General features: G+C 44.6%; 12 protein-coding genes. 5 read left to right on the top strand and 7 right to left on the bottom strand.

The genetic code is table 11. The features are described 5' to 3' along the window. Window positions 1-37: 37 nt before the first annotated feature. Window positions 38-991 carry a LysR substrate-binding domain-containing protein gene (locus tag AC5ZC7_RS23170; RefSeq protein WP_496158661.1) on the top strand — a complete coding sequence of 318 codons (954 nt, stop codon included), beginning with the start codon at window positions 38-40 and terminating at the stop codon, window positions 989-991. Window positions 992-1,142: 151 nt separating this feature from the next. On the opposite strand, the gene AC5ZC7_RS23175 is transcribed toward AC5ZC7_RS23170, so the two are convergent. From AC5ZC7_RS23175 to prmA, 3 genes are all read right to left on the bottom strand, one after another. Continuing rightward, the gene (locus tag AC5ZC7_RS23175) at window positions 1,143-1,949 is read right to left on the bottom strand and encodes a M48 family metalloprotease (protein ID WP_496158659.1); all 807 of its coding nucleotides are present in this window, start codon (window positions 1,947-1,949) and stop codon (window positions 1,143-1,145) included. A 99-nt stretch (window positions 1,950-2,048) separates the two neighbouring features. Next, the gene (gene plsY / locus AC5ZC7_RS23180) at window positions 2,049-2,690 is read right to left on the bottom strand and encodes a glycerol-3-phosphate 1-O-acyltransferase PlsY (protein WP_496158658.1); all 642 of its coding nucleotides are present in this window, start codon (window positions 2,688-2,690) and stop codon (window positions 2,049-2,051) included. A 118-nt stretch (window positions 2,691-2,808) separates the two neighbouring features. Continuing rightward, window positions 2,809-3,633, bottom strand: a complete 825-nt coding sequence (prmA, locus tag AC5ZC7_RS23185; RefSeq protein ID WP_496158657.1) for a 50S ribosomal protein L11 methyltransferase — start codon at window positions 3,631-3,633, stop codon at window positions 2,809-2,811. Between the two features lie 160 nt (window positions 3,634-3,793). Between prmA and AC5ZC7_RS23190 the strand changes: the two genes are divergently transcribed. Next, window positions 3,794-4,366: a hypothetical protein gene (locus tag AC5ZC7_RS23190; RefSeq protein WP_496158656.1), complete on the top strand. Its 573-nt coding sequence runs from the start codon at window positions 3,794-3,796 to the stop codon at window positions 4,364-4,366. 192 nt (window positions 4,367-4,558) lie between these two features. On the opposite strand, the gene AC5ZC7_RS23195 is transcribed toward AC5ZC7_RS23190, so the two are convergent. The 3 genes from AC5ZC7_RS23195 to AC5ZC7_RS23205 form a co-directional block, all read right to left on the bottom strand. Next, the gene (locus AC5ZC7_RS23195; protein WP_496158655.1) at window positions 4,559-6,910 is read right to left on the bottom strand and encodes a polyribonucleotide nucleotidyltransferase; all 2,352 of its coding nucleotides are present in this window, start codon (window positions 6,908-6,910) and stop codon (window positions 4,559-4,561) included. A 124-nt stretch (window positions 6,911-7,034) separates the two neighbouring features. Next, window positions 7,035-7,307, bottom strand: a complete 273-nt coding sequence (rpsO, locus tag AC5ZC7_RS23200; RefSeq protein WP_079470431.1) for a 30S ribosomal protein S15 — start codon at window positions 7,305-7,307, stop codon at window positions 7,035-7,037. A gap of 148 nt (window positions 7,308-7,455) precedes the next feature. Continuing rightward, on the bottom strand, window positions 7,456-8,151 hold the full coding sequence (locus AC5ZC7_RS23205; RefSeq protein ID WP_496158653.1) for an ATP-binding cassette domain-containing protein: 696 nt from the start codon (window positions 8,149-8,151) through the stop codon (window positions 7,456-7,458). Between the two features lie 166 nt (window positions 8,152-8,317). On the opposite strand from AC5ZC7_RS23205, the gene AC5ZC7_RS23210 reads away from it, so the two are divergent. The 3 genes from AC5ZC7_RS23210 to AC5ZC7_RS23220 all read left to right on the top strand — a co-directional run bounded on the left by AC5ZC7_RS23210 (window position 8,318) and on the right by AC5ZC7_RS23220 (window position 11,100). Beyond that, a complete protein-coding gene (locus tag AC5ZC7_RS23210) occupies window positions 8,318-8,689 on the top strand; it encodes a BlaI/MecI/CopY family transcriptional regulator (protein WP_496158652.1) in 372 nt (123 codons plus the stop codon). Continuing rightward, on the top strand, window positions 8,686-10,359 hold the full coding sequence (locus AC5ZC7_RS23215) for a TonB family protein (RefSeq protein WP_496158651.1): 1,674 nt from the start codon (window positions 8,686-8,688) through the stop codon (window positions 10,357-10,359). The genes AC5ZC7_RS23210 and AC5ZC7_RS23215 overlap by 4 nt, the downstream gene beginning before the upstream one ends. Window positions 10,360-10,632: 273 nt before the next feature. After that, window positions 10,633-11,100 carry a TonB family protein gene (locus tag AC5ZC7_RS23220; protein WP_496158650.1) on the top strand — a complete coding sequence of 156 codons (468 nt, stop codon included), beginning with the start codon at window positions 10,633-10,635 and terminating at the stop codon, window positions 11,098-11,100. Window positions 11,101-11,154: 54 nt separating this feature from the next. Here the strand turns inward: AC5ZC7_RS23220 and AC5ZC7_RS23225 are convergent, their stop codons facing one another. Further along, window positions 11,155-12,330: an AIR synthase related protein gene (locus AC5ZC7_RS23225; RefSeq protein WP_496158649.1), complete on the bottom strand. Its 1,176-nt coding sequence runs from the start codon at window positions 12,328-12,330 to the stop codon at window positions 11,155-11,157. Window positions 12,331-12,366 lie beyond the last annotated feature (36 nt).

Consider the following 12,366-nt stretch of genomic DNA (forward strand, 5'->3'; position numbering starts at 1 on the left):
ATTTTATTGATACCTTTACCCCATCAATTAGAGGAACATGACAACAGTTCAATTGGAGTATATTGTTGCGGTAGATACTTACAGAAGTTTTATCATGGCAGCGGAGAAGTGCTTTGTGACCCAGCCAACACTTAGCATGCAGATACAAAAACTGGAAGATGAATTAGGCATTAAATTGTTTGATCGTAGCAAATTGCCGGTAGTCCCCACAGAAATTGGTGTGTCAGTAGTAGCACAAGCCAGGATTATCATCAAGGAAAATGCGCGTATCCGCGAAATTATTGCCGACCAGAAAAAAGAAGTACAGGGCAACCTGAAAGTAGGCATTATCCCTACCCTGGCGCCTTACCTGCTTCCCCGCATTCTCACCGGGTTTATGAAAAAATACCCGAAGGTAAAACTGGAGGTCTGGGAATATCCTACAGAACAAATTATGCAGCAGCTAAAACAAGAGCTGCTGGATTGCGGCCTGCTGGCTACTCCGCTGCATAACCCACACCTGGAAGAACATCCCCTTTTCTATGAATCTTTTGTGGTGTATACTTCTAAAAGCAGTGCCTTATTTGAAAAGAAAATAGTGAAGGCAGAAGAACTGGATATCAAAGATGTATGGTTGCTCAACGAGGGGCACTGCATGCGTAACCAGGTACTCAATATCTGCAAGGATAAATTTACCATGGGCGATAACAAAAACCTCGAATACAATACCGGCAGCGTGGAAACACTGAAACGGATGGTGGACCTCAACGAAGGCTATACCATTTTACCGGAGTTGTCTTTACAGGACCTGACCACCCGTCAATTGAATATGGTGCGTTATTTTAAGGCGCCTGAGCCGGTAAGGGAAGTCAGCCTGGTAACACATCGCCATTTCATTAAACAGGCGCTGATAGAGGCATTTAAGAAGGAAATACTGTTACATGTACCCGAGAAAATGAAAGTGCAGAAGAACAAAAAAGTTATTGAAATATTAGCCGATCATAAGGCATAAAGCAAAAGTGCTAAAGCACCTGTAAACAAAGCAAAAAGCTATTAAATCGAATGACCAGAGCAAAGGAATAATATCCGCTCTGGTCATTCGATTTAATAGCTTTTTGCTTTCGGCTTTGTTTACAGGTGCTTTAGCACTTTTGCTTTATGCCTTATTTCCTGGCGGGTGTATAATATTTCATTGCTTCCGGCATCAGCTGCTGCAGCTTTTGCACGCGGGTAGCATCGCTTGGGTGCGTGCTTAAAAACTCAGGTGGCTTTTGTCCCTGGCTCATATTGGCCATACGGGTCCAGAAGGGGATGGATTCCTGTGGATTGTATCCGGCCATCGCCATGAATATCACACCCAGGTGATCTGCTTCCAGTTCATTGCCACGGGAAAATGCCAGCATACCTAAATTACCACCAACACCAAAGGCCTGGTTAAACAGGTTTACCGCAGTAGGGTTCTTGTTCAGGGCTACCGCACCGGCTACCTGTATACCTTGCACTACCAGCCCCTGGCTCATACGTTCGTTACCATGACGGGCAATAGCGTGGGCGATTTCGTGTCCCATTACGCAAGCCAATGCAGTTTCATTTTGTGTAACTGGCAACAGACCTGTATATACTACTACTTTACCACCTGGCATACACCAGGCGTTTACTTCTTTATTGTCAACGAGATTGAATTCCCACTTATAGCTGGCTACTTCACTTCCCATATTATTTTGGGTCATATACCTGGTAACAGCAGCAGCGATACGCTGACCTACTCTTTTTACCATTTCAGCGTCCCTGCTGGTGGTTTGAGCAACTACCTTATTGGAGGATAAAAACGATTGATATTCCTGTAAGGCCATTGACTCCATAGTGCTTTCCGGCAGGAGGTTCAACTGACGACGACCTGTAATGGCTACAGTTTTACATGCAGCCCAGGCAACAAGGCTGACAGTAAAAAATAAAACATACTTTTTCATGGGAGCATTAATTTTAAATTGCGCTAAACGCAAAAAGCAAAAAGCATGCACAAATTGTTGGCCATGGCTTTTTGCTTTTTGCGTTTATGTAACTATCAACTAGTTCTTCTCTTTCTTATTCTTAAACAACGGTACTTTGCTTTCTACTCCTTTCAACAACCGTGTAATATTTTTCTGGTGGGTTAATACCACCATCAGCGCTACCGCTATTGCAAAGATGCGATAAAATATCTCAGGTTCATTAAAAATATATAAAATCAATATCGGGAAGGCGATACTGGCAATAATAGAACTGAGAGATACATATCTTGTTAAAAACAGGATCATTAAGAATACACCTACACAGCATAATGCTACCAGTGGCTGAATAGCCAGCACCAGACCAAACAAGGTAGCAATCCCTTTACCACCCTTAAAATTTGCCCAAATTGGGAAAATATGGCCAACTACGGCTGCTAGGCCAAGTCCTATCTGAAGATTCACCAGCTGTGTGAGGTTGGCCGGATCGTGATAATAAGGAGCCAGATAAGCTAAACGCACGGCTAACACACCTTTCAGCATGTCTACCACCATTACAAATGTACCGGCCTTAGGACCAAGTACCCTAAAAGTATTGGTAGCACCGGCATTGCCGCTACCATACTCCCTGATATCCATACCAAAAACGCCCTTACTTACCCAGACAGCTGTGGGAACAGATCCAATCAGATAAGCACAAATAAGCAATAAAATTTCTACCATCACTACAAGTTAGGAATGCTAAGATAACAAATTCTGTGTTAAAATAGTGACAATATTAGAAAAGATTGTAACACAAAAGTTGGATTATCAACACTTTTTATATGTAACTTTTAATCTATTACGATACAGGGACTGCAAATTGCAGGGCCAGCCAGTTATCCTTCTCAATTTTCTTTTCTTTCCTAAAGCCCTGGGCTTCTGCCGCTGCTACGATAACGGCTTCATCGGTTGGTAAAATGCCACTCAACAGTAATTTGCCTCCAGGTACAATCAGGCTGTACATATCCCCCATAAACCGTAATAAGATGTTACAGTTGATATTCGCCAGCAATATATCATATTTTTCGGTAATAGCATCAAGTTGGTCTGCCTGCCAAACTTTTACTTTGCGCATCTGGTTGGCGCCGATATTTTCCTGCGTGTTGTTAACTGCCCATTCATCATAGTCAATCGCATCTGCAGTGGCGGCTCCCATCATCTCAGCCAGGATCGCCAGGATACCTGTACCAGTACCAAAATCAAACACTTTCTTACCGGAAAAATCAATATCCTGCATTAATTTGATCATGGAAGCCGTGGTGGCATGATGCCCGGTACCAAATGCCATTTTAGGCGTGATCACAATTTCATAAGTGGGAGCTGGCGTAAACGGTGGATGGAAATCTGCCCGGATTCCGCAAAAATCATCTACCTGTACAGGCTCGAAGTTGCTTTCCCACACCGCATTCCAGTTCACCGGCAAGATCGTTTCCTTCGTATAGGTAACACCGTGGCTACCCAGGATATCCTGCAATGCGGCTTCCTCAAAATCCGCTTCCGGAATATAGGCAATCAGGTGATCAGCCTGCTCTTCAAACCCTTCATAATTCAGCTCAGATAACTGCGCAATCAACAGGTCGGACTGCTCTGCACCCGTACGCATCGTAATAGCAATATAAGACATAGCTTACAAAGGTAAGCAGAAAGCACAAAGCGGAAAGCAAAAAGCTATTTTAGCGAATGATCGGAGCGGATATTAATGTTATCCGTTAACCACCGCTAAAATAGCTTTGTGCTTTCCGCTTTCTTCTTATATTTGATTAATAAATAATATTAAATATCCTATGAAAGCACTATTCCTCCTGCTGGCCGGCGTGGTATTATCCCTGTCCGGCATGGCCCAGGTGATTAAAGTTCGCCAACCGCTGGAACCTATCGCTGACTCTATTGTGTATCAAACCGAAAATGTAATCCTGATTTTCGATCGCAGCCATCTCCGGGACTATATGGTTACAATGGATACCACGCTCCGTAATGCCAGATACAGCAATAAAGTATTTAGCAGCGTTCAGCTTTCCCGCTTAAATGCCATTGATATGGGCAACCACTTCCTGAAAGCGTATTGCTACCTGGAAGACAGCACCAACAAAGATTTCAACTACAGCACCGGCAGAATGAATATGTTATGGGCAGAAGATGGCGGTATTATGTTGCCCTATGTGGAAGAAATACTCCCGGACCTGCTCGCGGCCGGTTCGTTGAGAGTGATAGACAGACAAACGAAAGCTGTGCAGCCTGCCTACAAAATGATTGCAGAACCAATTGATGGCAGTAATTACCGGGTATTCCGCCTCAACAGCGGCAAAGAGATTTTCAGAGAAAGTACTTTCCGCGTAGAACAACTTACTAAAAGATAGCGGAAAGCGGAAAGCAGAAAGCAAAAAGCTATTATAGCGAATGATCTTTGCGGATTTTATATACGCTTTAATCATTCGCTACAATAGCTTTTCGCTTTCTGCTTTCCGCTTTCTGCTAAAAAAAAAGCAGCCACTAAAGTGACTGCTTTCTTTTTGTATTTAATTTCAGTTATCTGCTAGCTATAACAGTGCTTATTCAGCATCAAAGGTTGGCTCCTGTGGCTTCTCATTACGGGAGTTGTAATCTCCTCCGCCACCACGGTTACCGTCACGGTTGAAATCACGTCTGTCGCCACCACCGCGTCTGTCATCACCGCCACGTCTGTCGTCACGGGGACCGCGTCTGTCGCCACCACCACGTCTGTCATCACCACCGCGTCTATCGTCGCGATACTCACGTTCTTCGCGTTCTGGTCTTTCTACATAACCTTCTGGTTTAGGCATCAGCACTTTGCGGCTCAGCTTAAACTTACCGGTTTTAGGATCGGTACCAGTCAGTTTCACTTTTACTTTTTCACCTTCTGTCAGCACACCTTCCATGGTTTCCAGGCGTTTCCAGGAAACTTCAGAGATGTGGAGCAAGCCTTGTTTACCAGGCATGAACTCAACAAAGGCGCCATAAGGCATGATGGATTTTACTACAGACTCATATACTTCCCCTACTTCAGGTACTGCAATGATGCCTTTCACCCATGCTACTGCTTTATCGAGACTTTCTTTCTGTGCAGAGAAGATGCTTACTTCACCGGTTTCACCCACTTCTTCAATGTTGATGGTAGTACCGGTTTCGCGTTGAATTTCCTGGATAATTTTACCACCGGGTCCGATTACAGCGCCGATAAATTCACGGTCGATGATAATCTTCTCCATGCGTGGTGCATGTGGTTTAGGTTCAGGACGGGCAGCAGGTACTACTTCGTACATAGCTTCCACGATGTGTAAGCGGCCTTTCTTAGCCTGAGCCAGCGCAGAGCGCATTACATCCATGCTTAAACCATCTACTTTAATGTCCATCTGGATGCCCACAATACCATCGCGGGTACCAGTTACTTTAAAGTCCATATCACCCAGGTGATCTTCATCACCAAGGATGTCGGTTAATACCGCCCATTTACCATCGGAAGCGCGGGAGATCAGCCCCATTGCCACACCGGAAACGTGTTTAGGCAAAGGTACGCCTGCGTCCATCAGTGCCAGTGAACCAGCACATACAGTAGCCATGGAGGAAGAACCGTTTGATTCGAGGATATCAGATACTACACGCACGGTGTAAGCGTAGTCGCTACCTGGCATCATTTGCTTCAGGGAGCGCATTGCCAGGTTACCGTGTCCAACTTCACGACGGCCAGGGCCGCGCATCATTTTCACCTCACCGGTAGAGAACGGAGGGAAATTGTAATGCAGGATGAATTTGGAGTAGTTGGAAACAGCTGCTGATTCGATCAACAGTTCATCTTCCGGTGTACCGAGGGTAACAGTAGTCAGTGACTGTGTTTCACCACGGGTAAACAGGGCAGAACCGTGCGGAGAAGGCAGGATATCTGTTTCCATTGCCAGCGGACGAACCTGGTCCAGTGCACGACCATCCAGACGAACGGATTCATCCAGGATCATGTTACGGATCACTTCTTTTTCCAGATCATGCAGGTATTCTTTTACCAGCGGTTGATCTTCTTCCGGCAATTCGCCCAGGTGTTCTTTCAGCTCATCGCCGATAGCTGCGAAGGCATCACTGCGATCGTGCTTAGCGGAAGCGGATTTAGCTACCTGGTAAATTTTATCTTTAGCAAAAGCTTCCACTTTCGCTTTCAGTTCTTCGTTCTGGTGAGGTTGAGCGTATTCACGTTTACCTTTCACACCTTTCAGATCACGCAGTTCTTCCTGCGCTTTTACCTGTACTTTGATAGCAGCGTGTGCAGCCTCAATAGCGCTGATCAGGTCTTCTTCCTGGCATTCTTTACTTTCACCTTCCACCATCATGATGTTCTTATCGGTAGCACCGATAATGAAGTCCATGTCGGCCTTGGCCAGTTCAGTACGGTTAGGGTTGATCACGAGTTTACCATCGATACGTGCAACACGTACTTCGGAGATAATTTCCTGGATGGGAACGTCGGAAACAGCCAGTGCAGCTGAAGCCGCCAAACATGCGAGTGCATCTGGCATTACTTCAGGATCGGAAGATATCAGGGTAACAAGTACCTGTACTTCACAAAAATAGTTATCGGGGAACAGGGGGCGCAATGCGCGGTCAATCAAACGGGAGATCAGTACCTCAGAATCAGACAACCGGCCTTCACGCTTAAAAAAGGAACCGGGTATGCGGCCGGCAGAAGCGAATTTTTCCTGGTAATCAACTGTAAGGGGGAAGAATGACTGGCCTGGCTTGGGATCTTTATTTGCTACCACTGTGGCCAGCAAAATTGCATTCCCTAAACGCACCGTCACCGCACCATCAGCCTGACGGGCCAATTTGCCGGTTTCGATGGTCACCATACGACCGTCTCCTATATCGAACTTCACTGAAATAGGTGTCAGATTCATAATAAAGTGAGGATTAAAAATAAAGTTATCCTTTTTTGATCCCTAAGGAATAACAAAAGGTATACATACAAAAAAACTATTCCCAACCTAAAAAGTTGGGAATAGCGCTATAAATAAGTCGTGGTTATTTTCTGATACCTAACTTCTCGATGAGGGCACGATAGCCTGTGAGGTTGGTTTTAGACAAATAAGAGAGCAAACGCTTTCTCTGGCCAACCATTTTCATCAAACCGCGGTGGGTAGAAAAATCCTTTTTGTTTTGTTTCAGGTGACCTGAAATGCTGTTGATACGCTCAGTCAGCAGCGCTATTTGTGCTTCTACAGAGCCTGTATTTTTTTCGCTTCCACCAAATTCTTTAAAAATATTGGCTTTCTTTTCAACAGTTAAGTAAGACATCTTTTAAAATAATAAGTAATAATAATGTTTTTTGTCGCTATTTTTCCGGTGCAAAGGTAATTTAAAAAATAGGAATTACCAATTAACAGGAAATTAATAATAAATGAGAGATAATAATCATTTGTAAATATTTCTCCTTCAACAACTCCTAAGAAGAAAAATTCACAGCCGCATTATCTGTTACATGCCCATTTTCAGTACGCAGTACTCTCGACGGGAATTTTTGTAATACAATATAATCATGTGTGGCCATTACAATGGCAGTTCCTTCCCGGCAAATACGGAATAACAACTGCATAATACCATCAGAAGTTTCCGGATCCAGGTTACCCGTAGGCTCATCTGCCAGGATCAGCTTAGGCGAATTGAGCATCGCACGCGCTATATCTACACGCTGCTGCTCCCCACCGGAAAGCTCATAAGGCATCTTAAAACCCTTGGTACCCAATCCTACCTTCTCCAGTACATCGGCAATCTTATTCTCCATCTCCTTCGGATCCTGCCAGCCAGTAGCCCGTAAAGCGAACTTTAAGTTATCATGCACATTGCGGTCTGTCAATAACTGAAAATCCTGGAATACCACACCCAGATTCCGGCGAAGATACGGCACTTTTTTCCAATCCATCTTCTTCAGGTCAAAACCTACTACCTGACCCGTACCATCGTTTAATGGCAAATCACCATACAAAGTCTTTAACAGACTGGATTTCCCCGTACCGGTTTTTCCAATGAGATAAACAAATTCTCCCTTATTCACCGTGATATTCACATCTGATAAAATCAATGAATGCCCCTGGTATATGCTGGCGTTGGTTAATTGTATGATAGGTTGTTCAGGCGTCATGTCCTTGCTGTTTTTACATCTGTTGCGGACAAAAATAACTAATTAAAAAATAACTCGTTGTGTTAATGTCAAATATTCCCCGCAGGTATCCATCTCACAAAAACTAAAAAAATAGTTGTTAAACTAAATAATTAGTTATAATTTAGAATGACTAATTGTACTTGTTATGAAACAGCTTACCAAAGCCGAAGAACAGATTATGCAGGCACTCTGGGAAACAGGTCCCGCCTTTGTAAAAGACATCATCGAAGTAATGCCGGAACCCAAGCCCCATTACAACACCGTATCTACCCTGATAAAAATCCTGATTGAAAAAGGATTTGTAGACTTCAAAGCCTATGGCAAATCACACCAATACTTTGCACTTGTTACTAAAGACGCCTATAGCCATAAAACCGTGAACAACATCGTAAAAGGTTATTTCGATGGCTCCTTCAGTAATATGGTGTCTTTTTTTGTGAAAGAAAAAGAATTAAGCATCTCTGAACTGGAGAAACTGGTACAAAATATTAAAGACGCACAAAAACCCAAATCATGACCGTGCTGCTCACCTACCTCGCCAAAGTGATTGTATGCTCCGCTGTATTGTATGCATATTATTATATAGCGTTACGTAATAACCGCTTCCACCAGTGGAACCGTTATTACCTGGTACTGATCACCATCGTATCCCTGCTAACACCACTGTTGCAGATTCCATTACCCGGCCAGGAAACACCGGAACCCTCCGCCGTACTCACTTACACTAACCGCATCATTACCCTGCGCGAATCAGTAATCCCCCCCGCCAGCCCGGTGATCAGCTCCGCCATGCTGATGAACATCGGGTATATGCTGGTCATCGCCTTGCTGATTACCCGTATCCTGGTAAGCCTGGTAAAGATCAAAAAACTGATCAAACGCAGCCAGGTACAACAGGTACCACCCTACCGCTTTGTGGAAAACGAAGACATTAAAGCACCGTTCTCCTTCTTTACCTATATATTCTGGGGATCCAGCACCTCGCTGAACAGTCCCGAAGGACAACAAATCCTGAAACACGAACTGGTACACCTGCAGGAAAAACACAGCACGGATAAGCTTTTTATGGAAATCGTAACAGCCGTTTTCTGGATCAATCCCTTCTTCCACCTGATCAAACGGGAACTGGCCCTTGTACACGAATTCCTGGCCGATAAAAAAGCAGCCGGAGAAGAAGTAGCCGGCTACGCCCAAACTATTTTACAGATGGCCTTTCAAAGCAAGCAATTCAGTTTTACCAACGATTTTTTCCATCCGCCAATAAAACGAAGAATCCTTATGCTTACACAATTTTACACACCCAGGTTCAGTTACCTCAGACGTATACTGGTACTGCCGCTGGCTGCATTCATTTTCTGTTCCCTCGCTTTTGTGGCTGACAAGCACCCATCCGCCATTCGGGTGCTTGCCACCACCAGCAACCATGAACCAATAACGCCGGAAGTGGCGGCTACCGCACCTCTGGGCGATACCACCCCTGTTAAAAAGCCCAAACCAGTCAACACCTCCAATGAAATATTCACCTTCGTAGAACATCCCCCGATGTTCAAAGGCGGTGAAGACTCACTCGCACATTATCTGTCACACAACATCCGGTACCCAAAAATTGCCTACGAAAAAAATACTGCCGGAACAGTTTTCGCTCAGTTTGTAGTAGATAAAGATGGCACTATCAAAGACGTCAAAACAATAGGCGCTAAAAAGGGAAATGGCCTCGAAGAAGAAGCCATACGTGTGATAAAAAGCATGCCTAAATGGACACCTGGCCGCCAAAACGGTAGAAACGTAGCTGTGCAGTTCAATTTACCTATACGTTTTGTGTTGGAACCAGCCAATGTGCAATTCACCCCACCCAACAGCAAGGAAGAAATATTCACCTTCGTAGATCAACCACCTACATTCCCGGGTGGTGAAGAAGCAATGGCAAAATATCTTTCTAAAAACATTCGCTATCCAAGAGCTGCCCAGGAGCATGGTGCAAAAGGAACCATATTTGTACAATACATTGTCAACAATGACGGTACCCTCAGAGATGTTGCCACTGTAGGCGCCAAAAAGGGCTATGGACTGGAAGAAGAAGCCATCAGGGTAGTGAAAGCAATGCCTAGATGGAAACCCGGTAAACAAAACGGGCGCCTGGTAACGGTACAATATAATTTGCCAATAAGATTTACACTGGTAGAATAACATTATAAGAACAGCAACACTAAAACATCAATCAACAGGAGTCCTGGTTTCTACCGGGACTTTTTTATGGAATCAGGCGGCGTGTTCATCTATTTAAAAAATTACTTTATGCTGCTACTCTCCTGCCTCCTGGCTGCACTGAGCGTTTGCGCTACGGATACCACTAAAAAAGGACTGGTGATAACACCTAAAGTTGATGACGGCCAGTGCCATCCATAATTTGTTATTCTCTCTCTTTAACAGCATCTTTGCTGGCATATATACCCAATTCCCATGCCTTTCAAATATCTGTTTCCCCTGGTCGCATTGGCTACATTGGCCGCTACGCAAACGCCAGCAAGCGATCATGTGGCTGCATCAACTGCCGCAGCCACGGACTCCACCCCACGCCCTATACGCAGAAGCGGAGATACTACTTTTTATGACAATGGATGGGCCTTTGTAGAAAGACCTCCTGCCTATCCCGGAGGATGGGAGAAAATTGGCCAGTACCTGTCTGACAATATCCGTTATCCTAAAGCTGCGTACAAAGCACGTGTAAGCGGTACCGTTAGGGTTAGCTTTGTACTGGATTCCACGGGGCAGGTAACGAATGTACAAGCGTTGGATAGCCTCGGATATGGACTGGAAGAAGAGGCTACAAGGGTAATCCAGAAAATGAAACGCTGGGAGCCTGGCACCCAGCAAGGCAAAGCCGTCAATGTGAAGTTTATGCTCCCTATCAAATTCTCTATTCCATAAAATAAAAAACCCGTCCCGCTAAATGGCAGGACGGGTTTTTAGTAATTTTTTATATTAGTACACAAATGTACCTGCAGGTGCAATCACCGTTACTTTCTTCTCTGGTGCGGCTTCTACTCTACCTATAATTTGCGCATCGATATTAAAGCTTTTGGAAATAGCGATGATATCATCCGCAATTTCAGCAGGTACATACAGTTCCATTCTATGGCCCATGTTAAACACCTGGTACATTTCTTTCCATGGCGTACCGGATTGTTCCTGGATTAACCGGAACAACGGAGGCACCGGGAACAGGTTGTCTTTTATCACATGCAGCTGCTCAATAAAGTGCAGCACCTTGGTTTGCGCACCGCCGCTGCAATGCACCATACCATGAATTTGCGGACGGAATTGTTCCAGCACTTTTTTGATCACCGGCGCGTAGGTACGGGTCGGTGATAATACCAGCTTGCCGGCATCGATTGTACCAAATCCTTCGATATCTATTTTATCTGTCAGGGATTTTTTACCGCTGAACACCAGTTCAACAGGAATATTCGGATCAAAACTTTCAGGATATTTTGCCGCTACTGCCTTGTTAAATACATCATGACGGGCACTGGTTAAACCATTACTACCCATACCACCGTTATATTCAGATTCGTAGGTAGCCTGTCCGTAAGAAGCCAATCCTACCACCACATCACCTGCCTGGATACGATCGTTGGAAATCACATCAGATTTTTTCATGCGGCAGGTAACGGTAGAGTCAACGATGATGGTACGAACCAGGTCGCCCACATCCGCCGTTTCACCACCGGTAGAATAAATGCTGATACCATGGCTGCGCAATTCCGCGAGAATTTCTTCTGTACCGTTAATGATAGCGGCAATCACTTCTCCTGGCAACAACTGTTTGTTACGGCCAATAGTGGAAGATAACAGGATATTATCCGTGGCGCCTACACAGAGCAGGTCGTCCATGTTCATGATAATAGCATCCTGTGCAATGCCTCTCCAAACGCCCAGATCACCGGTTTCTTTCCAATAAATGTAAGCCAGGGAGGATTTGGTACCGGCACCATCTGCGTGCATAATATTGCAATATGCATCGTCGCCCCCTAAAATATCAGGGACTATTTTGCAGAATGCTTTAGGGAAAAGTCCCTTATCAATATTTTTAATGGCATTATGCACATCTTCCTTACCTGCTGAAACACCGCGCTTGGCGTAAATATTATTATCCACCGGGAAATAAATAAGTATGTAAATAAAAAATAAACT

The sequence above is a fragment of the Chitinophaga sp. 9-1-y genome, assembly GCF_059511905.2.